Below are 26,824 nucleotides of genomic sequence, written 5' to 3' on the forward strand. Positions count from 1 at the left end.
AACTTTTTTGATTCAAAATTCGGGAAATTGGCGCAATGCAGGCAGAACGGGTGTCGGACCGGGCGTTTCCGAAAGCGTTTCGGCCAATGCCCGAATCGCGGACCGATTCGTCACGCTGGCGCCTGCGGACAGCTGGGTGGCAAGCCAGCGGGCCAGTTGCGGGGCCGCCAGCGAGGTGCCGGACAAAAGGCCGAATGCGCCGCTGCTTCTGCCCGAGACGACCATGCCCGGCTGCGTGATCGCGCAATCGACCACCGCGAGGCAGTCTCCGCCCTGTCCGTCATGAAGAAGCGAGCAATAGGATATCAGCGATCGGCGCTGTGCGTCGACCGCCCCTGCCCGCAGGCTGCGGCGGCCGCCCGCATACGCATTCAGCGTCCGGCTGCGCAGCACTTTCGGGGCGCCGCCATTCTCGGCGTCGGTCAGGATCAGCCTGCCTGCCTCGTCATGGACCCGGTAGGCCGGATCGATCAGCCAGCTTTGCCGTGCTCCGCTGCGAAACCCTCGGATCACTTCGTCGCGCTGGACGCAGATTTCGTATTCGCCGGCCGGGGCGCTGCCGGCGATGGCGATGCGCCAGTTGCCCGGCGGGGCGAAAGGCTCGCCCAGGCGCTCGGGACAGGTCGGATTGATCATGACCGTAATGCCCTCGCGCCAGCGATTATCGCCTACAAGGCGCGGGGTGTAATAGGCGCGGGCGATTTCCTGACCAGCGCCGTCCGAGACAAGCGTCTGGTATTGCCAGGGACCGCTGAAGGCGGTGGCGACAGGGTTGTGGCCGGGTGCCGTCAGCACGATCTGCATCAACTCGCTCTCAAGACCCGCGCGCGTGGGGCCCCAGATCTCCAGTGGTGTCATGGTCCGGTCATCCGGCGGCAGGCGCCAGCCCAGTTCATCGCCGGGCGACAGCACCCCGCTGAGACGTTCCAGCCGGCCGTTGCCGGTCGGCAGAACGAAGTGGATGTCGCCCAGATCGGGGGCGCCGGATTGCGACACTGCGTCCATGAACAGTTCCAGCAGACTTGACCCGTCGCGCGCGCCCGCCGTCACCCCATAGCTGAGATTGATGACCACCGGCAGTCTGACCGAGCCATGGTCCCGGCCCTGCCGTTTCTCGATGAACCGGCAGAGGCGGCGCGCCCGGTGGATCACGAACAGGAACGAGGACAGCAGCAATGGCGGTGTCAGCGTACCCATGGAATCTTCGGTCAGCTTGGGGGGCAGGTTGACCGCGATCACCGGGTGTCTGCGGCCGGTCGGATCGCTGGTGGGAAAGCCCGCCGCAAGCATCGCCACTGCGGCCCCGTGGCCATGCGCGAAGGCGGTCGATTGGGTTGTCTGGCGGGTCATGTCCACCACGCCGGTGAGGCGGTAGATCGCATCCTCGCCCGGGATCTGGCCAGCCCGCGCCCTTGCCAGATAGTCGTCGATCTCGGCGCCGCGCAGCTCGATTCCGTTGGGCAGGTCGCTGCCCGACGCGCCGCTGCGACATCGGGCGTCCTGCACCCAGATCGAGGCGACCCGGCTGTGACCATTCGCCAGCCGCAGCCTTTCATGCGCGAAGGGAATGGCGTCGTCGATGACCGCAATGATGCAGCCCGTATCCGGACAAGGCAGCGCATCGTCGGACAGATAGGCCAGCGCCGGGTCTGACAGGTCGCTGTCATCGAACTCGGCCGGGTCCGGGTTGATGGAATCTGCCGGCAGCACCGCCGAGGGGTCGTTCAGGAACGCCTCGAAGGCAGACAGCATCGCCGTGGCGATCATGACCCAAGACTCTGCTTCAGCAGATCCTCCAGCGTCGATTTCATCTGGTCCGGCATCGAACGTCCCGCATCCGGTTCGAAATCCGTCGGTGCCTGCGCCAGCTTTCGCCGTGCCCGCAGCACCTGCCAATAGTGCAGATAGGGAGAGAGGCCGGGCTGGTAGCGGGCAAATGCAACCTTCGGTGCCGACCATTGCGCGCGCCTCGTCTGTTGTCCCGGGTCCGGGTCCGGATATTTCAGCTCCACCGTTGCCCCCATTCCGCGATTGCGGCGGCGGTGAGCGAGCCCCACATCGGCGCCGGCCGGACATCGCTGGCGTCGGCCGCGAACGCGGTGGAATCGCCGTCCCCGCCACTGACGCCGCCGCCCCCGGTCATGGTGTTCAGGACGGCATAGTGAAAGTCGCGCGGATCGCTGCCATTGGTATAGGCGACCCCGTCGAAACTGGCCGAGCCGACCGTCCCGGCCGCGCCATTCGCGGCCCGGCCGCGCGCCATCAGATAGCGCCCAAGCTGGATGCCCAGCACCGCGCCCGCCGCGCTGTCGGCGGGAAAATGCACGCCCGCGACGGTCCGGTTGATGGCAATCCGGCAGGCCAGGCGATAGAGTTGACTGTCCGCAGGAACGCCGGCCGCCGGATCCTGCATGAGGGTCAGGACCGTCGCCAGCGTGAAGGCCTGCGTCGCATGACCGCTTGGGAAGGTCGCATGGGTCGGGCAGGCGATCATCGGCTGTATCAGGTCCGAAAACTGGCCGGGGCGCGGGCAACCCAGGGCCAGCTTGACCCGCATCACCACAAAGGTTGCGATATCCTGGGCCATGTCCAGCATTTCAAGGATCTTGTCCGACCGGCTGGGTTCGATTGGCAGGATGCTGGCGAAAAAGGCCACCAACTCTTCGGTCTGCACATCGATCTCGGCGGCGCGATCAGCCCGCAATTCGGCATAATGACCGACCAGCGCGACGGCCTGCTGGAATCCGTCCAGCCCGGGCCGCGTGATCGAGGCCAGCGGCGTATAGGTCGCGTTCAGGGCATCCCCGGCGGCGGTGCGCCTGAGCACGGTTACCGTCTGCGCGGTCGATTGCGCGGGCGCGTAACCGGTCATGTCGAACGCGATGTCTTCCAGCAATTCCCCGGCGATGACCGCCTCGCGATGGTCCGGGTCCAGACGATACAGACGCGCGCCCATGTCCAGCCCCGACGCCGCCCCCACCACCCCGGCGATCTGTTCGGCGCCGGCGATCCCGTCGCGAGTCCGCATCAGCGCCTCGATCAGGGCCCCGGTCCCGAAATTTTCGCCATCGCTGCGCGCGTTCCGGGCATTCCTCGCATTTCTGGCGTTCCGCGCGTTCCGTGCATTTAGTAAAGACATATCAAGATCCTGAAAATGCTGGCATTCGTATGCTGTCCTATACTAGCGTGAAAGGTTAACAATGCGTAGCATTAACACCGGTCCGGCCAAGAACTGATAATGAAGCGGCTGACACTTCGGCTAATGGGCCCTGTCGAACTGACGGGGCCTTCAGGAGTCATCCTGACACCGCGTGGCATGCGTGCCCGCGGGGCGCTTGCGATATTGGGCAGTGCCAAGGGCATGCGCGTGACCCGCGCGCGGCTTCAGGACCTGCTGTTCAGCGAACGCGACCCCGAACACGGCAATGCCAGTATCCGCCAGTTGCTTCGCGAAATCCGGATCGCGCTGCGCGACGATCGCGCTGCCCTTGTCACCGGGCCGGGCTGGGTTGGGCTTGATCCGGAATGGGTCCGGATCGACCTCTCTGCGCCGCCAGGCGTCGATGGACAGACGCCGGAATTCGCAGCCGACCTGGATATTCCCGATGCCGAGTTCGAAGATTGGCTGCGTGAGGCAAGGCTGCATGCCGAAAGCCATGTCGTCGCGGTCGAAGAGCCCGCCAGAACGCATCAGTTGCCCAATATCGTTCTGATCGCGCCGGTTTCGGAAAGCCCGCAGGCCAGGATTATCACAGAGATGGTGCTGGGTGACGCGCTTGGGCGGGTCATCGACCTTTTGCCAGTTCATATTCTGGACGAGGATCCGGCAAATTCGGGCCCGGCAATTCTGGTTCATTCGTCCAGTGACATCATCGCCAATACCTACTATCTGGTCATCAAGCTGGTTTATCGGCAAAGCGGCGCCGTGCTTTGGGCGCACCGTTTTTCATGGCCGGTGGCGCAATCCGATCCCCACATGCAGCAATGCTCCGCTCAGATCTGCCTCTCAGCGTTCAGGGTGATCGATGCTGCATCATCGATCGATACGACATTCCAGCTTTCCTTTGGCGACATTTTCAGCTTTTCCAAGAACAAGCTGGACAGGGCTGACCTGAACCTTGGAAAGATCGACGAGAAGATTAATCCGGCGGTCGTTCTCTCGTTGCGAGCCTGGATCAGAAGCACGCTTGCGTTCGAAAGACTGACGGATGATCCCGTCAGAAATATCGAGGAAGCAAAAGAATTCTCAAGGAGAGCGCGAGAAATCAGCCCTCTGAATGCAACGGTTGTCGCGGTCAGTTCTTTCCTCGAGTCTTATTTGTACAATACGGACACCGCGAAAGAGCTGGCGCGCCAGGCGATTGCGCTGGACCATCAGAATCCGATCGCGCGTCTGTCCTATTCCCGATCCCTTTACGATATGGGCAAGTTCGAGGAAGCCTCGAACGAGGCGCGGGCCAGTCTCAACCATCCGTTCTCGAATCTGAATCCGGCCAACTGGCATGTCGAGATCGCTCTTACGATGACCAAGCAGCGGCGCTTTGCAGAGGCGGTCAAGCATCTTGAGGTCGCAAGCCATCACGCGCCGGACCATCGCCCCGCCCTGCGGTTCCTGTCTGCCCTGCGCTATCAGCTGAACGATGAGCAGGGCGCAATCCAGGCCCTGCGGAAGCTGAAAAAGCTGGAACCAGACTTCACGCTGGATCTGATGGCAAGCGATCAGTACCCGGTCGATTCTCTGCGCAACGCGGGATTGATGAAGATCACCAAATCCGGCCTGATCTAGGGCTTCAGCGCCTCCAGCAACTGCTGGTGAAGCCGCGCGCCGGCGACGATCAGCCCGTCCACCATCGCCCGTTGGCTGTTGAACCGCATCCGGCCGCCGCGCCGGTCGCTGACGGCGGCGCCCGCCCGTTCGGCGATCAGGCTGCCCGCGGCGATGTCCCATTCCCACGCTGCGCGCAGCGACAGCGCGGCGTCGAAGCGGCCCTCGGCCGCAAGGCACAGCCGCCATGCCAGTGACGGCCTGAATTCGCGGCTGAATGGCGGCACAAGGCCATTCAGCCAGTGCCCCGGGTCGGAAACGGTTCGATAGGTCAGCACCCGCGCACCGGCGATCCCGCTGTCTGAAGGGGCGATGGCGGCACCGTTCAGCAGCGCGGGTCCGTCCGCAAAGGCGGTATAGCAGAGGTCTCTGACCGGCAGATAGACAACGGCCGCCACGATCCGATCACCGCGCGCGACGGCCAGCGAATGCGAAAAACCCTCTTGCCCGGCGATGAAGGCGCGGGTCCCGTCGATCGGGTCGATGATGAAGCAGTTCCGGGCATCCAGCCGCGCGGGATCGGCCTCGCTTTCCTCGGACAGCCAGCCGTAATCGGGCCGTGCGCCGGTCAGAAGCGCCTGCAATTCCTCGTTCACGGCCAGATCGGCCTCGCTGACCGGGCCGGCGTCGCCGGGTTTTTCCCACGAATGCGGATCCTGCCGCCAGTATCGCAGCGCGATCCGGCCCGCGGCGCGCGCGGCCTGTTCCAGCAGGGCAAGATCGTCTTCAGGCACCGGCAACCGTCATCCCCTCGACCAGCAGGCTGGGCACCTCGGCCGCGCGCCACGGCAGCGCATCGTCGGCCGCCCGCAGCGTCATCAGCATGTCGCGCAGATTGCCCGCGATGGTGCATTCATTGACCGGATAGGCGAGCTGGCCATTCTCGACCCAGAATCCTGCCGCGCCGCGGGAATAATCACCCGTCGTGGCGTTGATCGAGGCCCCCAGCATCGAGGTCACGACGAGGCCGGTGCCCATCGCGACCTGCAACCCGTCAAGACTGGACGCCCCCGGCGTCAGGACCACGTTGCTGTTCGCGGGCGAGGGCGGCGAGGCGAGCCCGCGCGCCGCAGACGCCGTGCTGTCCATGCCCAGCTTGCGCCCCGTGGCCAGATCCAGCGTCCAACCCAGCAACACGCCATCCGCGACGATCCGGCGTGGCGCGGTCGCCAGCCCCTCGGCGTCGAACGGGCGCGAGGACGGATAGCGTGGGCGCAGGGGATCTTCGGTCAGGTCCATGCCCGCGGGCAGCACTGGTTCACCCATCGCCTTGCGCAGCCAGCTGGCGCCGCGCGCGACCGCGCTGCCATTGACCGCAGACAGAAGGTGGCCGATCAGCGACGCCGAGACGCGGCGATCATACAGGATCGGATAGGCACCGGTGGGCGGCTTGCGCGAGCCGGCGCGGGCCAGCGTGCGTTCGGCGGCCAACCGGCCGATCTCCTCGGGTTCCGGCAGATCTTCGGCCCAGATGCGCGACTCGGCGGCATAGTCACGCTCCATCCGCAGCCCCTCGCCGGTGATGGCGACGGCCGAGACGGCATGCGTGGTCCGACCGTAACCGCCCGAAAACCCGTTCGATGCCGCCAGCCACAGATAGCGGCGGCTGAAGCTGGCATTGGCGCTTTCCACCTGGCTGATGCCCTTGGCCTCCAGCGCCGCCGCCTCGGCCCGCAGCGCGATCTGCTGCAACCCCTCGGGGGCGGGATCCGGCAGGTCGTCGGCGATCTGCAAGTTGCCGGCGTCACGAGCCGCGGCAAGCTGATTGCTGTCGGCCAGCGCCAGCGTGTCGTCGACCGGCGCCTCGCGGGCCATAGCCACCGCGCGCGCCGCCATCTCGGCGATGCTGCTGTCGCTGTGGTCCGAGGCCGAGACGCAGGCCTGGCGACCACCGATCAGCACCCGCAGCCCGATCTCGATGCCTTCGGCGCGGTCGGCATGTTCCAGCGTCCCGCAGCGCACGTCGATGCTGGTCGACTGGCCGCGCATCGCCAGCGCGTCGGCCTGATCCGCGCCCGCCTTTCGCGCCGCGCCGACCAGCGCCTCGGCCAACGATCTCAGCCGCGCCGCATCCTGTCCTGCCTTGTCCTCGCTGCCCATGTCGTCCTCTTTTTCTTTCGTCCCCTTTTCACGCGCGCGGACGCGCGGCGCAAACGAAAAGGGGCCGGACAAGCGTCCGGCCCCTGCCCTTGCGGGATTTCAGGTCACTTGACCTGCTGCCCGTTCGCATAGATCGACCCGTCTTCCCGGAATTCGATCTCGCTGCGCAACTGACCGGGATTGTCCTCGACCGGCCGGGCGAACATCGCGAGCATCATCCTTGCGGCCATCATCTGCTCTTTCGGCAGCACGCCCATCGAAACCAGCGTATCCAGAAGCGTGTTGACCCCGTCGAAATTGCCCTCGATCCGGCCCACCGGTTGATCAGCGCCCTCGCGCATCGTCAGGGCACCCGACAGATCGGCATTCACGCCAGCCGCGTCCAGCGTAACCTGGTTGATCTTCAGGGTTTCGGGGCGGAACGGCATCTGCGGCCTGTCCGCGCCACTGGGCGCCGCTTCGCCATCGGCGGCTTGCGTGTCGGCCTCGTCCCGTTGCCGCGCGGCCTGTTCCATGCGATCCGCAAACGCCGGGTCCAGCAGATCGTCGGTCAGGGTCGCGGTGCCCTCGACATCGATCGTCAGGCTGGCGGGGTCGCGAGGCAGTTGCCCGTTGGGGTCGAAAAGATCCCAGAGTCCATCCGCAAGCGTCAGGCCATCCCGTGCATAGCCGAACCTGAAGGGCTGCGGCTGTTCGGATTGCGACACCGGGATCGTCATCAATCCCGACGCGGTTTCCACGGCGTAGCTGATAGGAAGCGGCAGGTCCGAGGTCGTCATCTCGGCCTTCATCTCGCTTGCGCTGCCCTGAAAGCTCAACCCGTCCCGCGACAACGCCAGCCCAAACTGGCTGCTGTCAGACGAGAAGCTGGTCTCACCGGATGTCTGTCCGCCCTCGGCGTCGGTGCCAGAGAACTGCGCGCTGCCGGTCAGCGGCCCGATCGCGACCTTGCCGTCGATCTCGAGCCCGGCCTTCAGCGCGCCGTGCATGTTGTCGGCCATGTCGAACTGGCCGTCGGGCGCAGTCACGCTGCCGGTCACGGTCAACTGCTCGACGATCGAGCGCGCGGTGAAAGATCCGGTCTCACCGCCATCATCCGCGGTTTCCAGTTCCTTCAGGTCCAGCGTCAGGTCCAGTTTTTTCGCCGTCATGTCATAAGTCGAGACTGCGGCGGGGCCTGAAACACTGCGATAGCGTCCCGTCACGTCGGTCATGCGGACGTGAAGCGGCATGTGTTCGGCGGAAACGCTGCCGTCCTCGCCGTCAAAACGCGCCGAAACCAGAAGATCCGGATAGACGACTTCGTGCAGCATGTCGTCGGGGCTGCCCGACGACAGCATCTCGTTATCGGGCAGCGACACGATCATCTGCGTGACCATATCGTCCTGATCGGGAATCCGGGCGCTGATATCGGTGGTGATGGGGCCGTCGATCACGGTCCGCACCCTGGCGTCCCCGGTCGCGCGCAGCACGATCCCGGGCACGCGAATGCTGAGTTCGCCGGTCTCGGAATCGGTCGAGATGACGATATCGGACAGCGTCAGCGTATCGCCAGCCTCGGCGCGGCTGCCGGTCGCGATCTCATACCCCATGTCGGTATAGTATGCGCTGAGATCTTCCCAGACCTGTGCCGGGGTGACCTCGGCAAGAACCGGCGAAGCGGCGGCGATCAGCGCCGTGGCCGAGGTTGCAAGAGGGCGGAACATGCCGGATACCTTTCCAGAAGTCAGAAACCTGCCTGATCTGTGCCATAGCGGCGGGGCGAGGAAAAGGGAACATTCCGTGATCCAAAGCGAACAACGCGGCGGCCTTGTGCAGCTGACCATCGATCGGGCCGACAAGGCAAACTCGCTGACCGAGGCGATGCTGCGCGATCTGACCGCGGTTCTGGACGATGCCGCTGCCGGCGACTGCCGGGCGATCGTGCTGACCGGGGCGGGGAAGGTATTCTCCGCCGGCGCCGATCTGGCAGAGGCCAAGGCAGGTCTGGCAAAATCGCCTGAATGGGAACGCCTCTCGGCGCGCCTGGCGACAATGCCCTGCCTCACCATCGCGGCGCTGAACGGCACGCTTGCGGGCGGCGCATTCGGGATGGCGCTGGCTTGCGATCTGCGGCTCGCGGTGCCCGAGGCCAGGTTCTTCTATCCGGTGATGAAGCTGGGCTTCCTGCCGCAGCCAAGCGATCCGCGCCGCCTGACACAGCTGGTCGGCCCGTCACGCGCCAAGATGATCCTGATGGCCGGAGCCAGGATCGAGGCGGCAGAGGCGCTGGACTGGGGGCTGATCGACCGGATCGTTCCCGCCGCATCCCTGATGGCAGAGGCCGAGGCCCTCGCGGCGGATTGTCTGGCCGCCGCGCCCGACCACGTCACCGCCATCAAGGGGCTTGTCGGTCAGCGATAGACCGCTTCCTTTCCGAAATGCCGGCACAGCATGTAATAGACGACGGCGCGATACTTGTTGCGGTTCGACCTTCCATAGGCGTCGATGACCGCATGGATGGCTTCCATCAGCGCGGGTCCATCCGCCAGGCCAAGCTTGTTCATCAGATAGCTGGTCTTGATCCGTTCCAGTTCCGCCTCGTCGCTTGACGCGACCGTCGAGGCGTCATCCTTGTAGATCGAGGGCCCGCAGCCGATCGTCACCTTGGTCAGCAGGTCCATGTCCGGGGACTGGCCCAGCTTGTCCTGAATGTCGGTTGCGTATCTTGCGATCAGATCGTCGCGCTTTCCCATCGTCCCTCGTCTCCACAATGACCTTTGACACGGTCGCGAGGATGCTGGCGGAAACGGGATTTATCAAGTCCCAAGATCCGCCCATGCATCAGCGCGAAAAGCCGCCCAGTGTCGGCAACCAGGTGGACAGACCCGGCACGAAGGTCAGGACCAGCAGGACGGCGAGCGCGGCAAGAAAGAACGGCGGCAGTTCCCGGATCAGCGCCGAGGGTCGCTGACGGGTGGCGGATGCGACCACGAAGATCAGCCCGCCCACGGGCGGCGTGATCAGCCCGAAGGTCAGGTTCACGATCACGATGATCGCGAAATGATCGGCGGCGATCCCCAGTGAATGCGCGATCGGCGCAAGGATCGGGACCAGGATCATCACGCCGGGCAATGGGTCCATGAACATGCCGAAGGCCAGCAGCAGCAGATTGACCATCAGCAGGAAGGCCACCGGCGACAGGTTCATCGCAATCACCGCGTCCGCCAGCGCCTGCGGCACGCCCTCGATGATCAGCACCCAGGCGAAGGCCCGCGCGGCGGCCAGGATCATCAGCACTGCGACCGACATGATCCCCGCGCGCCAGAACGCCCCCCACAGATCCGCTGGCGTGAACCCGCGATAGATGACCGCGCTGACGACGATCGCGTAGCCGACCGCGATCACCGAGGCTTCGGTCGGAGTGAAGATCCCGCCGCGAATGCCGCCCACGATCAGCACCACCAGCAGCAGGGCGGGCAACGCCGCAAGACTGTTGCGGATCATCTGGCGCAGGGGCGGTCGGGGCTCGGCGCTGCGATATCCACGCTTGCGGCTGATCCACCAGTTCACCGACGCCATCGCCCCCGAAATCAGCAGGCCCGGCAGGATCCCGGCCATGAACAACGATCCGACCGATACGTTTCGATCCTGCAGGGCATAGATGATCATCGTGATCGAGGGCGGAATGATCGGCCCCACGACCGATGTCGCGATGGTCAGCGCCCCCGCATAGGCGCGCGAATAGCCGCCCTTCTCCATCATCCGGACCATCATCGCGCCGGGGCCTGCCGCATCGGCCAGCGCCGAGCCGGAAATCCCCGCGAACAGCGTCGAGGTCATCACGTTGGCATATCCCAGGCCACCCCGCAGATGCCCGACGAACTGCGAGGCGAAACGCAGCAGCATGGTGGAAATCGCCCCCGTCGACATGATCTCGGCCGCGAGGATGAAGAACGGCACCGCCAGCAGCGGAAAACTGTCCAGCCCGGTGAACATCTCCTTGACCACCACGACCAGCGGATATTGCCCGCCCAGACCCACCGCCGCGAACGCGGCCAGCGCCAGCGCAAAGGCGACCGGGACGCCGATCAGCATCAGGATCAGGAACGCGGCGACCAGGATCTCAACCACGCGCGGCCTCGTGCGTGGCCGAGAACCCGGCGCGCAGGTAACGCGGCGCGACCAGGGCGAGGTGCAGGATCATCAGCACGAAGCCTGCGGGCATGGCCGCATAGACCCATTTCATCGGCAGTCTCAGCGCTGCCGATTTCTGGATCGACATCCGGTTCATATAGTCGATGCCGACCCACACCATGAAGGCAAAAAATCCAAACAGGATCAGAAGGATAAAGAGCCGCAGCAGCCTTTGGGCGGGGCGCGGCAGCGCCTCTTGCGCGTTGGCGATGGCGACATGGGCACCCTCGCGCAGGGCAAGCCCGCTGCCCAGGAAGGTCAGCCAGATCATCGTGTAGCGCGCCACCTCGTCCGCCCAGGGCAGCGATCCCGCCCACAGATAGCGGGCGGCGACGTTCCAGCCGACCACCACCGCCATCAGGGCGAGGCCCGCGATGACGGCGGCGCCGTTCAGGATGACGAATGCGCGCTCGATCCGCCGCATCCTTCGGTCAATCGACCGCCTGGATCCGGTCCATCAGGTCCTTTCCGAACTGCGCCTCGTAGGTCTTGTAGGGCTCGGCCAGCGCGTCGCGGAACGCAGCCTTCTGGTCCGGCGACAGCTCGTTCACCTGCATCCCCTGTTCTTTCAGCGTGGCGACGCCCGAGGCTTCGACATCGTCGACATAGCCGCGCATCGCGGCGACGGCGTCGGTCGCGGCCTGATCGAACGCGGTTTTCTGGGCGTCATCCAGCTGCCCCCACAGCGCGGGAGAGATCAGGATGACCGCCGGCGAATAGACATGGCCGTCCAGCGTCAGGTATTTCTGAACCTCGCTCAGCTTGGCCGAGACGATCACCGAAAGCGGGTTTTCCTGCCCGTCAATGGCCCCCTGCTGCAGCGCCCCGATCACTTCGGGCCAGGCCATCGGCGTCGGCGCCGCGCCAAGCGCCCTGAATGCCTCGATATGAACCGGGTTCTCCATCGTGCGGATCTTCAGGCCTTCGGTGTCTTCCGGCGTCGCGATCGGTCCTCGGTTGTTGGTGATGTGGCGAAAGCCCTGCTCGCCCCAGGCCAGCGCGCGAAGGCCGGCATCGTCGAACTTCGCCAGCATGTCCTGACCGATCTCGCCGTCCAGCACCTTGCGGGCGTGGTCGAGGCTGGCGAACAGGAACGGCACGTCGAAGACGCCGACCTCGGGCAGGAAGTTCGACAGCGTCCCGGTCGAGACGATGGTCATCTCGACGGAGCCAAGCTGCACGCCCTCGACCACCTCGCGTTCGCCGCCCAGACCCGATGACGGAAAATGCCGGAAGCTGAACTGATCGCCCAGGCTGTCGGTCACCGACCTCTCGAAAGCCTTGGCCGCGACCCCGTAATGGCTGTCCTCGGCCAGCGCGTAGCCGATCTTGACCTCTTGCGCGGCGGCCCCGGCGGCTGTCGTCCCGATCAGTGCGGCGGCATAAACGTATTTCATGTCGTTTCCTCCCATTGCGCGCGGATTTTGCGCGACCTGCAGGTGAAGCGCAATCACCTCGGCGCCGAAGGGTCCGCAACCGCATCCACCGGGATCGTGTTCCCGCGATCCTGCGCCCTGCGGGCAATCGGCACGCAGGCGATGCCAGGGGCGCTGCGGGTCATGTGACTGGGCCGCTCATGGTGCCGGTTGCGAGATGCAGGATGCGACGCCGCGCCGCCGGTTCCGTCGCGTTCGGTGCGGCGGACCCGGCCAACGCGCGCCAAGGGTGTTTCCGCTAGCACTAACCCCTCGAAAACGCCGCGCGTCTGGCATAAGGATGTGAACAGGAACACGACAGCGTGCGGAGATGGGTCATGGCGATGCTTCTGGGGGATGTGGGCGGCACGAACGCCCGGCTGGCGATCGCGCGCAACCACGTCATAGACGAACAGACAGTGACCCGGTTCCGTGGCGACGACTTCACCAGTTTCGACGACGTCGTGCGCCGCTTCCTGCAGGAACAGGACCAGCCGCGCATCAGTTCGATGTGCATTGCGGTCGCGGGGCCGGTCGGCGGCGGCAAGGCACGGCTGACCAATCGCGACTGGGATTTCGACGAGGACCGGCTGGCCCGGTTGACCGATGCCGATCAGGTCAGGCTGATCAACGACCTCACCGCGCTGGGCTATGCGACCCCTGCCTTGCATGGCGACGGCCTGACGGTCCTGCGCGCGGCGCCCGAGGGGCGCGCCCGCAACGGCCAGGCGCTGGTCGTGGGCCTGGGCACAGGGTTCAATGTCTGCGCGGTGCGCGCCCTGCACGGCGGTGCCATCACGGCGATGGAAGCCGAAGAGGGCCACACGCATCTGCCCGCCAACATCTATCTGCGGCTGGCCGAGCTTCTGGGCGCGGACGCGGCGCGACGCTTCTCCTCGACCGAGGAGACCTTTGCCGGGCGCGGCCTGTCGCGGTTGCACGCCGCGCGCACCGGCGGCGCGCCGGTCCGCAGCGAGGACATCGCCCGCGCTGCCGAGGCGGGCGATCCCCAGGCGGTCGCGACCTATGATCTGTTCGCCGATCTGGTCGGCCATCTGTGCCGTGAACTGGCGCTGCGGTTCATGCCTCTGGAAGGGCTGTTTCTGGCCGGCAGCGTCGGACGCAGCATCGCCGACCGCATCGACGTCTTCGAGCGCGGCTTTCTGGCCGAACCGCTCATGCGCCATATTCCTGAAAACACGCCCATCTTCCTGATCCGCGACGATATGGCCGCGTTGCACGGCTGCCTGGCGGCACTGTCCTGAAGGCCACATGCTGCCGGAATAGTTAACGCCGTAACAGCTTCTTGTCACGAACCACTGGATTCAGAGCCCTGTTCCTGTTCATATTGCCGAAAGAAGAACAGGCAGGGCAGGAAAGATGCGGGCTTATCTTCGGGCGGGACTTGTCGTGTCCGCGGCCTTGGGGTTTGGCGGAATGGCGCTGGGGCAGTCCTCGTCGCCGTTCTCGGGCTGGTTCGGTGGCGGCAGCAAGGCCGAGGGCCCCGTTTCGCTGGATATCCGCGTCGCCGGTGATGATGGCGACCTGGCACGGCTGGTCCGCAACACCTCGCTGATCGCCGGCGCCCTGCAAGAGGGGCGCACGACCGGGCAGGACATGCTTGCCGCCGCGCGCGCGGATTATGCGCGCATCCTGGGAACGCTTTACGATGCCGGGCACTATTCGGCGCTGATCTACATCACGCTGGACGGCGTCGAGGCGGCCGAGATCGCGCCGCTGGACGCGCCGCCGGTGGTCCGATCGGTCGTCGTCAGCGTAGAGCCCGGTCCGGTCTTCCGGTTCTCGCGTGCCGCGATCGCTCCGATAGCGCCGGCGAGCGAGATCCCCGACGGCTATGCTGCGGGCAAGACAGCCGGCACCGGGACGATCAAGTCGGCGGCCTTGGCGGGGGTCGATGGCTGGCGAGGTCATGGCCACGCGAAGGCGGACGTGAACCGGCAGGACATTACCGCGGACCACAACGCGAATACGGTCGACAGCCGGATCGGGCTTGCCCCCGGACCCGCTGTCACCTTCGGCAGGCTGAACATCTCGGGCCATGAGCGGATGGACCCGCGCCGCCTGCGCAAGATCGCGGGCTTTCCCGAGGGCGAGCCCTTCGATCCCGAAAAGCTGGAAACCGTCCGCAAGCGACTGCGCCGGACCGGGGTGTTTTCCGCCGTGACACTGGACGAGGCCCGGGATCTGGGTCCGCACGACACGCTGGACGTCGATCTGGCGGTGGTCGAACATAAGCCACGCCGGATCGGCGCCGGCTTCGAGATTTCCAGCACCGATGGCGCCCGGGTCTCGGCCTACTGGATGCACCGGAACCTGCTGGGCGGCGGCGAAAGGCTGCGGATCGACGCGGAGGTGTCGGATATCGGGTCGGACACCAGCCGGCGGGATGAGGAACTGAGGCTGCGGATCGATCGCCCGGCCACCATCACGCCGGACACCACCGGCTATATCGAGACCAGGATCGCGCGGTTGCGCGAGGAAGATTACGATTTGGATTCGGCCAGCGCCGCGCTGGGTTTCAGTCATATCTTCAGCGACAGGCTGACCGCCGACGTCGCGATCGAGTATTTCTATGAGCGCGTGGACGACCGCAACGGGTTCACCGACTTCAACGCCATCGCGCTGCCGATGAAGGTCACGTGGGACATGCGCGATGAACCCACCGACGCCAAGGACGGTTATTACCTGAACGCCGAGGTGACGCCGTTCATCGGCCTGGACGAGACCGGTTCGGGCGCGCGCACCCTGGGCGAGGCGCGCGCCTATCGTTCGTTTGGCGACGAGGACCGCTTCACGCTGGCCGGACGAGCGCGCGCCGGCACGTTGCTTGGCAACGAGATCGAGGAAACACCGCGCGAATATCTGTTCTTCTCGGGCGGCGGCGGAACCGTGCGCGGCCAGGCCTACCAGTCGCTCGGCATCCGCGAGATCGTCGGCGACAACGGCAACAGGATCAAGACCGGCGGGATGAGCGTCATGAATGCCAGCGCCGAAATCCGCTATCAGGTGCGCGAGCGCATCGGGGTGGTGGCGTTCGCCGATTACGGGCGCGTCTGGTCGGACAGCTCATGGTCGGGCGACAGCAATTGGCATGCCGGTGCGGGCCTGGGGGTGCGCTACGAGACGCCTATCGGTCCGCTTCGCTTCGACATCGGCGCGCCGGTCGGGAACGGCGATACGGATGATGGCGTGCAACTGTATCTTGGACTGGGGCAGGCATTCTGATGCGCAGGATCGTCACGACAACCTTCGTACTCTTGTTCCCGCTGCTGGCTCTGGCGCAGGGCGTCGCCGAGCTTTCAGAGCAGACCGATGACGACCGCGGATTTCTGACACGGCTGCTCGAGAGCAGTCTGTCCGGCACCGACCGGCAGGTGACCATCGACGGCTTCCGCGGCGCGCTGTCGTCGCGGGCGACCTTCGATCAGATGACCATCGCCGACGGCGACGGCGTATGGCTGACCCTTGAGGAGGGCGCGATCAGCTGGAACCGCGCGGCCTTGCTGCGCGGGCGCGTCGATATCGCGGAACTGTCGGCCGGCCGGATCCTGCTGCCCAGATTGCCCGGTGCAGGCGAAGCGCAGCCCAGGGCCGAGGCGCCGGAATTCGCGCTGCCGGAGCTGCCGGTGGGTGTGCGGATCGACAAGATCGAGGCACAGCGGGTCGAACTGGGCGAGCCTGTGATCGGCGTCGAGGGAGCGATATCGCTGGCCGGAAGCATGGGCCTTGCGGGCGGTGAGGGAACCGCACAGCTGGCCATCAAGCGTCTGGATGGGCCCCAGGGCGATTTCGTCCTGGACGCGGGCTATGCGAACGAAACCAAGGCTTTGCGGCTGAACCTGACGCTGGACGAGGCGGCTGACGGGCTGCTGGCCAACCTGATCGATCTCTACGACAAGCCTTCCGTCAGCGCCCGGATCAGCGGAGAGGGCGCGCTTGAGGACTTTGCCGCGGATATCCGCCTGGCGACAGACGGTCAGCCGCGCGTGACCGGTCAGGCAAGTGCGAACGCCGCCATGGGCGAGGACGGCACGCCCGGGACCGCATTCCGGCTGCAGCTGGGCGGGGATGTTGCCTCATTGCTGCCGCCGCAGGACCGGACCTTCTTCGGCGAAAGGGCCGTACTGGTCGCCCGGGGCTGGCGCGGCGAGGATGGGCGCATCAGCCTGCCCGAGCTGAAGGTCGATACCGAGGCGCTATCGCTGTCCGGTTCGCTGGCGACCAATGCCAAATCCGCACCCCAGAATGTCGATCTGGAAATCCTTCTGGGGCGCGATGCCGGTGCGACACAGGTCCCGGTCGTTCTGCCTGGCGGCGGCGGCGAGATGACGGTCGAGTCGGGCAGGCTGGCTCTGCGTTTCGACGCCGCCCAGGGGCAGGGCTGGACGCTCTCGGGACATGTCTCGCAATTGGACCAGGGCCAGGTCGCGATCGGCGAGCTGACTCTGGACGGCTCGGGCGAGGTGGCCATGAACGATGGTGCCTTGTCCGAAGTAACCGGCGAGATCGCCTTCGGGGGCCAGCGGCTGGAATTCGACGATCCCGGCCTGGCCCAGGCGGTCGGGGACCAGGTTACCGGCCGCGCGCTGTTCAGCCTTTCGCCGGGGCAGTCCCTCGAGGTCTCGGAGCTGACGCTGGACGGCACCGATTACGGTCTTTCGGGCCTTTTCCTGCTGTCGGGGCTGTCGGGAGGTTTCGTGCTTTCGGCGGATCTGGCCGCGCGCTACGAGGATCTGGCCCGGCTTTCGACGCTTGCCGGGCGCGACGTGACGGGGCGCGCCGACGCGGCCGTGACCGGCTATTACCGCGTGCTGACCCGCAGTTTCGACATCGATGCGCAGATCAGCGGTAAGGATATCGCGGTGGATCAGCCGCAACTGGACCGGCTGCTTTCGGGCGATTCCCGTATCAGTCTGCAGGCCCGCCGGGACGAGGCGGGAATCGAACTGGACCGATTCTCGATCGACGCGCAGGGTCTGACCGCCGAGGCGCAGGGCTTCCTGAACAGCCTGTCCAGCGACGTGACCGCGCGCATCTCGATGCCGTCGCTGGCGGCGGCCGACCCGGGCTATTCGGGATCGCTTGAGGCCGAAGCCTCGTTGAACGGCGCTTCGGGACAAAGGCGTCTCACCGTCAGCGGCGAAGCCGAGGACCTGAAACTGGGAATTGCGGCGCTGGACGGTGCGCTGAGTGGCCGCACCAACCTGGCACTTCTGGCTGGCGAGACCGAAAATGACGGCTATCAGATCGAATCCTTCCAGCTTTCGAACCCGCAGCTGAACGCCGAGGGCGAAGGCAGCTTTGCCTCGGGCGACCTTGACGCCGTTGCCGATTTCGAGGTCGTCGATCTCGCGGCGATCCGCCCCGACTGGTCCGGCAACTTCAAGGCCCGGGCCTTGTTGTCGGAACATGACGGCACGCGGCTTGTCGATCTGACGGGAACCGGCGAGAACCTGAGTCTTGGCCAGCAGAATGTCGATGGCGCGCTGACCGGAACAACCCGCCTCAAGCTGCTTGCCGAGGAAACGGGTGGCGTGATCACCCTGCGCGATGTCCAGCTGGACAACCGTCAGATGAGCGCCACCGCCGAGGGCATCTACGGACCGGGCGTCACCGATCTGAAAGCGCAACTCGAAGCGCGCTCGCTGGCGTTTCTGGGGGACGGGTGGCGCGGTTCGCTGGATGTCGATGGCAGCTTCCGCGAAGCGGGCGACGGCGTGCGCCGGCTGGAGGTGACCGGCGCCGCGCAGGACCTGGCGCTTGGGCAGGCACAGCTGGATGGCGCGCTGGCGGGCGAAACGCGGCTGGCGCTCACGGGCACCGAACGCGAGGGCGTGTTCACCATCGAACAGGCCCAGATCGAGAATCCGCGGCTGAATGCCAGCGCGACGGGAACCGTCGGGGGTGGTCAGACGGATGTCCGCACGACGCTGAATGCCGGCGATCTGCGCTTCCTTGGCAACGGCATCAGCGGTGCCATGTCCGCCGATGCCCGCCTGATCGAGGAAAACGGTGTCCGCCGGATCACCGCGACCGGCAGCGCGACAGGTCTTTCGCTTGGTCAGCCGCGCCTGGATCCGCTGTTGCGCGGCCGGACCCGCTTTGAGGTGGCGGCGTCCCAGTCTTCCGACGGGCTGTCGCTGCAGCGCATCGATATCGGCAATCCGCAAGTGCAGATCGATGCCAGCGGCGACACGGCTTCAGGTCTCGACGTGGATGCGAGGCTGGTCGATCTGGCGCTGATCCAGCCGCAATTGCCGGGGCCGTTGCGGGTGGTCGGCACGGTCCGGGAATCCGGGCGGGATTTCGTGGTGGACCTGAACGCCACCGCGGCGGCCGACATCGACCTTCGGATCTCCGGCACCGCGGCGCGTGACTTCGCCACGACCGATCTTGCGATTGCAGGGACCGCCAACGCATCGCTGGCGAACGGCTTCATCCGCACGCGCAACATCGAGGGGCCGCTGCGGCTCGATCTCAGCCTTCAGGGGCCGCCCGGACTTTCTGCGCTTGGCGGCAGGCTTGTGCTGGAGGGGGGCGAACTGGCCGAGCCGGGACTGGGGCTGCGGCTGGAACAGATGAACGTCACCGCCGCGTTCCAGACCGGTCGGATCTCCGTCGACGCCAGCGCCAATGTCGGCGCTGGCGGACGCATCATCGTGCGCGGGCCGATCGACCTGACCGGCGGCAATGTGGATCTGGACGTGCAGCTTGACGGGGTGGTGGTGCGCGACCCCAATCTTTATCAGGCCGAGATCGACGGCGCAGTCCGGTTCACGGGACGGATGGCCGACGGCCCGCTGATATCGGGCCGGATCGACATTGCCGAGGCCGAGATCCGCATCCCTTCGACGGGGCTGGGCGGCGCCAAGTCGATCCCCGACATCCAGCATGTCGGCGACACGCGGCCGGTGCGTGCGACGCGCGCCAAGGCCGGGCTGGAGGCCTATCTGAGCGCCGCATCACGCGACGCGGCAATGGGCGGCCCTGCCGCGACCCCGCCGGCCAACCCGCCACGGCTGGATCTTCTGATCAGCGCGCCAAGCCGCGTGTTCATCCGCGGCCGCGGCGTCGATGCCGAAATGGGGGGCGAACTGCGCGTCCAGGGCACCGCAAGACGGGTCATCCCGATCGGATCGCTGGAGCTGATCCGGGGTCGCGTCGATCTGCTGGGCAAGAGGTTCGATCTGACCGATGGCCTCATCGAACTGCAAGGCAGCCTGGTTCCCGTGATCCGGCTGGTGGCGCAGACAAGCCAGGATGGCGTCACGACGCGCATCATCATCGAAGGCGAGGCCAGCGACCCCGACATCACCTTTGAATCCAGCCCCGAGATGCCCGAGGAAGAGGTGCTGTCGCAACTGCTGTTCGGGCGCGGTCTTGACAATATCAGCCCGCTTCAGGCCGCGCAGCTGGCGAATGCGCTTGCCGTTCTGGCCGGGCGCGGCGGCGAGGGAATCGTCGCCAGGCTGCGCAATCAGGTCGGTCTGGACGATCTGGACCTTCAGACCGATGACGAGGGCAATGTACAGGTCCGTGCCGGGAAATACCTGACCGAGAATCTCTATACCGATGTGTCGGTCGGCGATAACGGCCAGAGCACGATCAACCTCAACCTCGACATCTCGGACACGCTGCGGGCGCGCGGCTCGGTCGGCAGTGACGGCGAGAATACGCTGGGGCTCTATTTCGAACGCGACTACTGACCCGGCGCCTCAGTCGGCGCCGACCGCGCTGGCAAGGCCTGGGGCGTCCGGGCCGCTGTGCGAGGCGCGTTCGCGCATCGATTCAGGGCTGCGGAAGCGAAGCATCTGCCGCCCGCCGCCCAGCCGCGAAACCGTCCACCCCAGAAGCCGACCGTCAGGTCCGCTCATCGCGCCGCTTGCAGGCCCGCCGTCCTCGCTTGCGTTCAGGCGGTCGCGCAATGACCTGAAGCCGGGGCCGGGCTCGATCCGGCCCTCCCACGAGGCAATGGCCGAGGTCAGCGTCTTGTTTTCGTCGCCCCAAAGATCACGATAGGCTTGGTTCATCATGACAAGCTGACCATTCGGCGCGAAGACGGCCAGGGCATCCTCGATCCCGTCAAGGACATGGGTTCCAAGCAGAAGTTCCGCGCGGAACTTGCGTGTCAGAGAGATCTCGGATGTGATATCCTCGAACAGGAATGCCACGGCGCCATCCGGGTGCGGCCGCCCGGTCACCCGGTAGGTCTGGCCCCCGGGCAGGGACCAGGTCTCGACGTGATGGCCGGTCGCCGCGGCGCTTTCCAGATTGGCCATCTGCTGACGCCAGCTGCGGAAGTTCTTGGGTTCAGGCACCATCCGCAGTTCGCGAAGCTTGTCGAGCAGATCGAACAGCGTCGGGCGCGCGGTCAGGAATCCTGTGGGAAGGCCGGTCAGGTCGATCAGCGCGGGGTTGAACAGTTGCAGGTTGCGCTGCCGATCAAAGATGGCCAACCCGATCGGCAGGTCGGCGAAGGTCTTGGTCAGGGTCTGGACGAATTCGCGAAGGCTGCGTTCGGCCCGCACGGCAGCATCGGCCGGCAGCGCGAACATCATCGTCTGGTCGCCGGTCCGGTGGCTGTGACAATCGTACCACGAAACGACGCCATGGCTGTCCAGCGAGGCCCGCCGGGTCGCGGTACCGGCGCCGGGCACCGGCTTGGGCGGCTCCAGCAGCCGGGGCAGGGGCCAGCCGACCACCCCGTCGCCCTGCGCTTCGGCGCGGCGCAGATAGGCGGCGTTTGCCCAGGTCACGCGCTCTTCCGCGTCCTGTCGCCAGACCAGCATCGGGGTCTGGTCGAGGGCCCGGCGCAGGAGATCCAGCTCTTCCTCCATTGCTTGCTGGGACATGGAATCGACCATGATCCCGGCGTGTTCCGCCGCCGGGTCCGTCACGGAGATACGCAACAGTTCGTCGCCCAGATCTTCGGCCAGAAGGCGCAGCGCCGCGCTGCCCGTGCCGGCATCGCCCAGCAACTCGATTCGTCCGAGACGCGAGATCTGGTCCAGCCGGCTGCCGAAATCGGGAAAGCGCGGCCCGATCCACTGGACGAGGCGTTCCCAGTCGCCATCCGGCGCGGGCATGCGCGACAACAGGGTGCGCGCAGGACCCGTCGCATCCGTCAGGCGACGATCACGGAACAGGAAAACCATCGGCTGCAAGCGCTGTTCCAGCCTGTCGGTCGACGACAGACGGGACGATCCCCTCCACCGCCTGTCCCAGCCGCGAAGCACCGCCACGGCCAGCACCACTGAAATCGTTCCCGCAAGAACGGCCGTGATCGCGACCAGTACAGCTTCAGACGCCACGGAACCCTGCCTCCAGATGTTTCATCGAACATAGGTCAGCCATGCTTAACGAAAAGTTAAGATTCAAAGATCCCATGTCGGATTGTCGCCCAGTGCGGCCCTTTCATTCGCGCGGATCCTGTTCAGCGGCCATCTGACCGACACGATCGCCCCCGGGCCACCATTGGCGAAGGTCAGCCGGGCACCTGTCCGTTCCAGCAGGGTCTTTGCAATGAACAGCCCAAGTCCCATGCCCTCGTAGCCGCCGCGCTGAGCGCCGCCCCGGCGACTGGTCAGATACGGATCGCCGATCCTTGCCAGAAGCGCTGCGGGATAGCCGGGGCCGTCGTCGCGGATGGTCACGGTCAGATAGCTGGCGCTTTCATGCCCCTCGATCACCACGCGCGACCGGGCGAAGTCCACGGCGTTCTGGATCAGGTTGCGCAGGGCGTGCATGATCGCAGGGTCGCGGACGATGCCGGGCCCTTCGGCGACGATCTCGACGACCGGGCCGCGATCGGCATGCGGCCTTGCCGCATCCTCAAGCACGGTCCGCAACGGTGCCGCACGCAGCATCAGGTCTTCCTTGCCGGCTTGGCCCATGCTGCGCAGGATATGGGCGCAGCGGTCGGCCGACTGACGCAGGCTGATCGCATCCTCGCGCAGTTCGGGCCGATCATCCAACTCGTCCGCCAGTTCGCCCGCGATCAGCTTGATGGTGGCCAGCGGAGTTCCCATCTCGTGCGCTGCCGCGGCGACCACCCCGCCGATATGCTGAAGCCGCTGCTCGCGGGCCAGCGCCATCTGCGTCGCGAACAGGGCGTTGGAGGTGGCGGTCATCTCTGCCGTGACACGATGAGTATAGCCCGCAAAGAAGACCACACCGATCACCAGCGCCAGCCAGTGACCCAGTGTCAGGATCGGGTTCAGTTGCAGCTGCTGTCCCGAGGCGTCGTGCAGCGGCACCGCCAGCAGCGCCGCCAGCGAGATCAGCGCAACCGTGGCCAGCCCAAGAGCGACCGTTTGCCGTGCGTTGAGGGTTGTCGCGGCGATCGTGACTGGCGCCAGAACCAGAAGCGCAAAGGGATTGGACATGCCGCCGGTCAGCGCGATCAGCGTCGACATCTGGACCAGGTCGAAGGCCAGGTGGGCGATGGCGCGGTGCGGCGAGGTCCGGCGTGGCGGTCGCACGTAAAGCCAGATATTGACGGCCAGTGCCGCCGCGATCAGCGCGAGAACCGGCACTCTCGCGAAATTGATCCCGATCAGCCCGGCGACCGTCACCGCGGCAAACTGCCCGCCGATCGCGAACCAGCGCAGCAGGATCAGGGTGCGCATCCGGATCGGCTCGGCGCGGTGGGTGTCGTCGATGGAAGAGAGCCCGCGCTGCGGGGTCGGCGCGCTCATGGAGGGGCTCCGCTGCGACATTGCGCGTCTTGATACCCGGCTGCGGATCGGCGATCAATGTGCGCATTTCGGAAAGGCGGGGAAACAGCCATGGCGGATCGCAGAAATCTGATCTACGGCACGGTCGCCGCCGCGGCCGTGCTGGTTGCGGGCGGGGCATTTCTGTCCCTGGGCGGATCGGACGATACCTATGCAGAATGCCGCGCCAGCACGGTCGCCGGCGGGATGGACAGTTTCGGCTCGGATTTCACCCTCACCCGGCAGGACGGGCAGCGTGTCGGCGCCGATGAGGTCTTCACCAGACCGACATTGCTGTATTTCGGCTACACATTCTGCCCCGATGTCTGCCCGCTGGACAGCGCGCGCAATGCGGAGGCGCAACTGTTGCTGGCCGAACAGGGCAAGGATGTGCAGCTTGTCTTCATTACCGTCGATCCGCGTCGGGACACGCCCGAGGTGCTGGAAGATTTCACCGCGCTGTTCTCTGATGACATGGTCGGCCTGACCGGCAGCGTCGAGGAAATCGCCGCCGCCAACAAGGGCTGGCGCAATTATTACAAGGCCCAGGATCAGCAGGACGACGAGTATTACCTGGTCGATCACATGACCAATACCTATCTCGTCATGCCGGGAAACCGGACGGTCGAGTTCTTTTCGCGCGACACCTCTCCGCAGCAGATGGCGGATTCGGTCGGATGCTATGTTGATGCCGCGAGTTGAGGGCAACCGCTTGCGCTGACCGGCTTCCCCGATCAAACATGCATCGAACGCAGGGTATGTGAGGGAATGACATGGATGAGCCAGCAGCCACGCAGATCGGTCCCGATCCGTCCCTTCTGCTTGTCGATGACGACGAAGTCTTCGTGACGCGGCTTGCGCGGGCGATGGAGAAGCGCGGCTTCATGCCGCGCACCGCATTGAGCGTCGCCGACGCGATGCGCATGATCGCGAAGAACGCGCCAGCCTATGCGGTCATCGACCTGCGCCTTGAGGATGGCAACGGGCTGGACGTGGTCGAGACGCTGCGCGAGGCGCGCCATGACGCCAAGATCATCGTCCTGACCGGCTATGGCGCCATCGCCACGGCCGTCGCGGCGGTCAAGATGGGCGCCACCGACTATCTCGCCAAACCGGCCGATGCGAATGACGTGACGTCCGCATTGCTGGCCTCGGGCGAATTGTTGCCGCCCCCGCCCGAAAATCCGATGTCCGCCGACCGGGTAAGGTGGGAACATATCCAGCGGGTTTACGAACAATGCGAGAGGAATGTCAGCGAAACCGCGCGCCGTCTTCATATGCACCGGCGGACACTTCAGCGGATCCTTGCAAAACGCGGGCCCAGGTAGAATTGAAAATAGTCAGTTGAAAATTTTCGCGGCTGTTATAGATATACGGATATCAAAACACGCGGAAGTTAAACAATGAGCCTAGACTTTGATAAGATGACTCTCAAGGAAATGCGCGACATGCGGTCGAAACTGGACCGTGCGATCAATTCGTATGAGGATCGCAAGCGCCGCGAGGCGCTGGTCGCGATCGAGGAGGCCGCGCGCGAACACGGCTTCAATCTGGCAGAGCTTACCGGAGGCAAGCCGCGTCGCGCAGGAACCGTGCCGCCGAAATATGCCAACCCCGAGGACCCGACGATGACCTGGACCGGACGTGGGCGCAAGCCTCGCTGGGTGCAGGAAAATCTGGAAAACGGCAAAGCGCTTGAAGATCTTCTGATCTGAAACGGGACGCAGGAAACAGGCTGCAGCGCGGCCTGTTTCGATCAGCCGTCGGAATGATCGACGCCGTCCATCGACCGGATCAGCGTTTTGAAATGCGCCAGGAAAGCGGCGCGCACTTCGGCGGGCGGTCTAAGTCTGATTTGCAGGACAGACAATATATGCTCGTTCTGCAGCGGGAACAATTTGCGCGCCTCGGCCTCGGTGAAGCCCGCGATCTGCACCGACTCGAGCCTTGCGGAAATCCGGTCGGCCTGCTTGATCTTCTTCTTGATTGCCACGGGAATGGCGGCGGGCAGCCCGAAGCGGCGATGAATCGCGGCGGCCAGACGCTCGTCCATCGCCCCGTATTCCTGACCCAGCGCCGATTTGACGGGCGAAATCATGTCGCCGATCACGTATTCCGGTGCATCGTGCAATAGCGCGGACAAACGCCAGCATGGATCACAGCCCGGGTTGATCCGGACAAAGATCGATTCGACCAGCAGCGAATGTTCGGCCACCGAGTAGGGCCAGTCGCCGCGCGTCTGACCGTTCCAGCGCGCGACGAAGGCAAGCCCGTGGGCGATGTCCTCGATCTCGATGTCGAAGGGCGTCGGGTCCAGCAGGTCCAGACGCCGACCGGACAGCATGCGCTGCCAGGCGCGTCGCGGCCGGGAGGGCATCCGCGTGTGCCGTCAGGACAGCGGCTTTTCGGCCGCTGCTTCCGTCTGGGTCTGTGCACGACGGGCCAGCTCCTGACGATACAGCGCCACGAAATCGACCGGGTCCATGTTGAAGGCCGGAAAGCCGCCGTCGCGCGTCAGGTCCGAAATGATCCGGCGGACAAAGGGGAACAGCATGCGCGGGCACTCGATCATCAGGAACGGGTGCATCTGGTCCTCGGGCACCCCCTCGATATGAAACACCCCGCCGTAATCCAGCTCGGCCAGGAACATCGTCTGCCCGTCGCCCTTGTTGGTCGAGGTGACGCGGTATTTCGAGATGACCTCGTACTGGTTCTCGGTCCCACGCTTGCGTGCGTCGAGGCTGACCTGCACGGTTATTTCGGGCTGAACATCGCCCGAAGGCGCGCCTTTCGTCGCGACCGCGTTCTCGAAGGAAAGGTCGCGGATATACTGCGCCAGGATCTGCATCCGCAGTTGAGGCTGTGCTTGCGCCGCGCCATTCGGGGTGGTTTCGTCAGCCATGATCTGTCCTCGCAAATTCGGATTTGACGCCGCTTCTATCAGGCGCGGCACAGGGCCTCAATGGCGCGTCCAGCCGGAATTGCCGCGCCGATCCGGCTGGTCGTCAACCGGTTCGACCGGCAGGTCCGGTGGCGTTTGCGGCCGCCGCGGCACCTCGTCATCCTCGACCACGTAGTCGCCGTCGATGATTCCGTCGCCATAGGGCGGACGATGAGGTTCGTATCGACGGGTGCTGCGCATCTCGATCCGTCTGATCTCGATACGTTGCGCGACATAGCGCATCACGGCATCGCGTACCGCGGGGATCAGCAGCAGCAGGCCAACCGCGTCCGTGAAGAAGCCCGGCGTCAGCAACAGGATGCCCGCCGCCACGATCATCACGCCGTGCGCCAGCGGGCGGGTCGGATCCCGCATCTGATTGAAGCTTTCCTGCACCTCGTTCCACGCATGGGCGCCCTGGCTGCGCACCAGCACGCTGCCGGCCAGGGCTGTCAGAACGACGATTGCCAGCGTCGGCCACAGACCGATAAACCCGCCGATCTGGATGAACAGCGCGATCTCGATAATCGGCACCGCCACGAAAACCCAGAATAGCCACATGCCATTTCCCCCTGTTGCCAGTGCGTCAACTGGACTTGCTCTGGTCCGACCCCTACATAGTAACCTAGAC

At 65.4% G+C, this 26,824-nt stretch carries 24 protein-coding genes; 8 read left to right on the forward strand and 16 right to left on the reverse strand.

The window, feature by feature from the left end:
- Positions 1-12: 12 nt before the first annotated feature.
- From L1965_RS11830 to L1965_RS11845, 4 genes are all read right to left on the reverse strand, one after another.
- Positions 13-1,767: a S8/S53 family peptidase gene (locus L1965_RS11830; RefSeq protein ID WP_235756648.1), complete on the reverse strand. Its 1,755-nt coding sequence runs from the start codon at positions 1,765-1,767 to the stop codon at positions 13-15.
- A complete protein-coding gene (locus tag L1965_RS11835; protein WP_235756649.1) occupies positions 1,764-2,012 on the reverse strand; it encodes a hypothetical protein in 249 nt (82 codons plus the stop codon). Before L1965_RS11835 ends, L1965_RS11830 begins: the two co-directional genes overlap by 4 nt.
- A complete protein-coding gene (locus L1965_RS11840; protein ID WP_235756650.1) occupies positions 2,003-3,139 on the reverse strand; it encodes a phosphatase PAP2 family protein in 1,137 nt (378 codons plus the stop codon). Before L1965_RS11840 ends, L1965_RS11835 begins: the two co-directional genes overlap by 10 nt.
- A gap of 150 nt (positions 3,140-3,289) precedes the next feature.
- A complete protein-coding gene (locus L1965_RS11845) occupies positions 3,290-3,808 on the reverse strand; it encodes a hypothetical protein (protein WP_235756651.1) in 519 nt (172 codons plus the stop codon).
- Between L1965_RS11845 and L1965_RS11850 the strand changes: the two genes are divergently transcribed.
- Complete coding sequence (locus tag L1965_RS11850) at positions 3,758-4,786, forward strand: tetratricopeptide repeat protein (RefSeq protein ID WP_235756652.1); 1,029 nt, start codon at positions 3,758-3,760, stop codon at positions 4,784-4,786. The two genes, L1965_RS11845 and L1965_RS11850, sit on opposite strands and share 51 nt — an antisense overlap.
- Here L1965_RS11850 and L1965_RS11855 read toward each other — a convergent pair.
- From L1965_RS11855 to L1965_RS11865, 3 genes are all read right to left on the reverse strand, one after another.
- Positions 4,783-5,559, reverse strand: a complete 777-nt coding sequence (locus L1965_RS11855; RefSeq protein WP_235756653.1) for an inositol monophosphatase family protein — start codon at positions 5,557-5,559, stop codon at positions 4,783-4,785. The two genes, L1965_RS11850 and L1965_RS11855, sit on opposite strands and share 4 nt — an antisense overlap.
- Positions 5,552-6,925: a TldD/PmbA family protein gene (locus tag L1965_RS11860; protein ID WP_235756654.1), complete on the reverse strand. Its 1,374-nt coding sequence runs from the start codon at positions 6,923-6,925 to the stop codon at positions 5,552-5,554. The genes L1965_RS11855 and L1965_RS11860 overlap by 8 nt, the downstream gene beginning before the upstream one ends.
- A gap of 104 nt (positions 6,926-7,029) precedes the next feature.
- Positions 7,030-8,631, reverse strand: coding sequence for a DUF2125 domain-containing protein (locus L1965_RS11865; RefSeq protein ID WP_235756655.1), 1,602 nt, complete (start codon positions 8,629-8,631; stop codon positions 7,030-7,032).
- Positions 8,632-8,707: 76 nt separating this feature from the next.
- Here L1965_RS11865 and L1965_RS11870 point away from each other — a divergent pair, with 76 nt between their 5' ends.
- Positions 8,708-9,328 carry an enoyl-CoA hydratase/isomerase family protein gene (locus L1965_RS11870; RefSeq protein ID WP_235756656.1) on the forward strand — a complete coding sequence of 207 codons (621 nt, stop codon included), beginning with the start codon at positions 8,708-8,710 and terminating at the stop codon, positions 9,326-9,328.
- Here the strand turns inward: L1965_RS11870 and L1965_RS11875 are convergent.
- The 4 genes from L1965_RS11875 to L1965_RS11890 all read right to left on the reverse strand — a co-directional run bounded on the left by L1965_RS11875 (position 9,319) and on the right by L1965_RS11890 (position 12,498).
- Complete coding sequence (locus L1965_RS11875; protein ID WP_235756657.1) at positions 9,319-9,660, reverse strand: DUF2853 family protein; 342 nt, start codon at positions 9,658-9,660, stop codon at positions 9,319-9,321. The two genes, L1965_RS11870 and L1965_RS11875, sit on opposite strands and share 10 nt — an antisense overlap.
- 88 nt (positions 9,661-9,748) lie before the next feature.
- The gene (locus tag L1965_RS11880; protein WP_235756658.1) at positions 9,749-11,038 is read right to left on the reverse strand and encodes a TRAP transporter large permease; all 1,290 of its coding nucleotides are present in this window, start codon (positions 11,036-11,038) and stop codon (positions 9,749-9,751) included.
- A complete protein-coding gene (locus L1965_RS11885; RefSeq protein WP_235756659.1) occupies positions 11,031-11,525 on the reverse strand; it encodes a TRAP transporter small permease in 495 nt (164 codons plus the stop codon). The genes L1965_RS11880 and L1965_RS11885 overlap by 8 nt, the downstream gene beginning before the upstream one ends.
- A gap of 7 nt (positions 11,526-11,532) precedes the next feature.
- Complete coding sequence (locus L1965_RS11890) at positions 11,533-12,498, reverse strand: TRAP transporter substrate-binding protein (protein ID WP_235756660.1); 966 nt, start codon at positions 12,496-12,498, stop codon at positions 11,533-11,535.
- Between the two features lie 356 nt (positions 12,499-12,854).
- Between L1965_RS11890 and L1965_RS11895 the strand changes: the two genes are divergently transcribed.
- The 3 genes from L1965_RS11895 to L1965_RS11905 all read left to right on the forward strand — a co-directional run bounded on the left by L1965_RS11895 (position 12,855) and on the right by L1965_RS11905 (position 20,243).
- Complete coding sequence (locus L1965_RS11895; protein WP_235756661.1) at positions 12,855-13,781, forward strand: glucokinase; 927 nt, start codon at positions 12,855-12,857, stop codon at positions 13,779-13,781.
- A gap of 115 nt (positions 13,782-13,896) precedes the next feature.
- Positions 13,897-15,762, forward strand: a complete 1,866-nt coding sequence (locus L1965_RS11900) for an autotransporter assembly complex protein TamA (protein ID WP_235756662.1) — start codon at positions 13,897-13,899, stop codon at positions 15,760-15,762.
- The gene (locus L1965_RS11905; RefSeq protein ID WP_235756663.1) at positions 15,762-20,243 is read left to right on the forward strand and encodes a translocation/assembly module TamB domain-containing protein; all 4,482 of its coding nucleotides are present in this window, start codon (positions 15,762-15,764) and stop codon (positions 20,241-20,243) included. Before L1965_RS11900 ends, L1965_RS11905 begins: the two co-directional genes overlap by 1 nt.
- Positions 20,244-20,252: 9 nt before the next feature.
- Here the strand turns inward: L1965_RS11905 and L1965_RS11910 are convergent, their stop codons facing one another.
- Both L1965_RS11910 and L1965_RS11915 read right to left on the reverse strand, forming a co-directional pair.
- Positions 20,253-21,848: a PAS domain-containing protein gene (locus tag L1965_RS11910; RefSeq protein ID WP_235756664.1), complete on the reverse strand. Its 1,596-nt coding sequence runs from the start codon at positions 21,846-21,848 to the stop codon at positions 20,253-20,255.
- Positions 21,849-21,911: 63 nt separating this feature from the next.
- Complete coding sequence (locus tag L1965_RS11915) at positions 21,912-23,234, reverse strand: ActS/PrrB/RegB family redox-sensitive histidine kinase (RefSeq protein ID WP_235756665.1); 1,323 nt, start codon at positions 23,232-23,234, stop codon at positions 21,912-21,914.
- A gap of 90 nt (positions 23,235-23,324) precedes the next feature.
- Here L1965_RS11915 and L1965_RS11920 point away from each other — a divergent pair, with 90 nt between their 5' ends.
- The 3 genes from L1965_RS11920 (at position 23,325) to L1965_RS11930 (ending at position 24,967) form a co-directional block, all read left to right on the forward strand.
- Entirely contained in the window at positions 23,325-23,954 is a 630-nt protein-coding gene (locus L1965_RS11920) for an SCO family protein (protein ID WP_235756666.1), read from the forward strand.
- Between the two features lie 71 nt (positions 23,955-24,025).
- Entirely contained in the window at positions 24,026-24,580 is a 555-nt protein-coding gene (locus tag L1965_RS11925; protein WP_235756667.1) for an ActR/PrrA/RegA family redox response regulator transcription factor, read from the forward strand.
- Between the two features lie 120 nt (positions 24,581-24,700).
- The gene (locus L1965_RS11930) at positions 24,701-24,967 is read left to right on the forward strand and encodes an H-NS histone family protein (RefSeq protein ID WP_338421485.1); all 267 of its coding nucleotides are present in this window, start codon (positions 24,701-24,703) and stop codon (positions 24,965-24,967) included.
- 41 nt (positions 24,968-25,008) lie between these two features.
- Here the strand turns inward: L1965_RS11930 and L1965_RS11935 are convergent, their stop codons facing one another.
- From L1965_RS11935 to L1965_RS11945, 3 genes are read right to left on the reverse strand one after another with little or no spacing between them, the layout of a single operon-like run.
- A complete protein-coding gene (locus L1965_RS11935; protein ID WP_235756669.1) occupies positions 25,009-25,629 on the reverse strand; it encodes an HD domain-containing protein in 621 nt (206 codons plus the stop codon).
- A 12-nt stretch (positions 25,630-25,641) separates the two neighbouring features.
- A complete protein-coding gene (secB, locus tag L1965_RS11940) occupies positions 25,642-26,154 on the reverse strand; it encodes a protein-export chaperone SecB (RefSeq protein WP_235756670.1) in 513 nt (170 codons plus the stop codon).
- 57 nt (positions 26,155-26,211) lie between these two features.
- Positions 26,212-26,754 carry an FxsA family protein gene (locus tag L1965_RS11945; protein ID WP_235756671.1) on the reverse strand — a complete coding sequence of 181 codons (543 nt, stop codon included), beginning with the start codon at positions 26,752-26,754 and terminating at the stop codon, positions 26,212-26,214.
- Between the last annotated feature and the right edge of the window lie 70 nt (positions 26,755-26,824).

The organism is Paracoccus salsus (assembly GCF_021556615.1).
GTDB lineage: Bacteria > Pseudomonadota > Alphaproteobacteria > Rhodobacterales > Rhodobacteraceae > Paracoccus > Paracoccus salsus.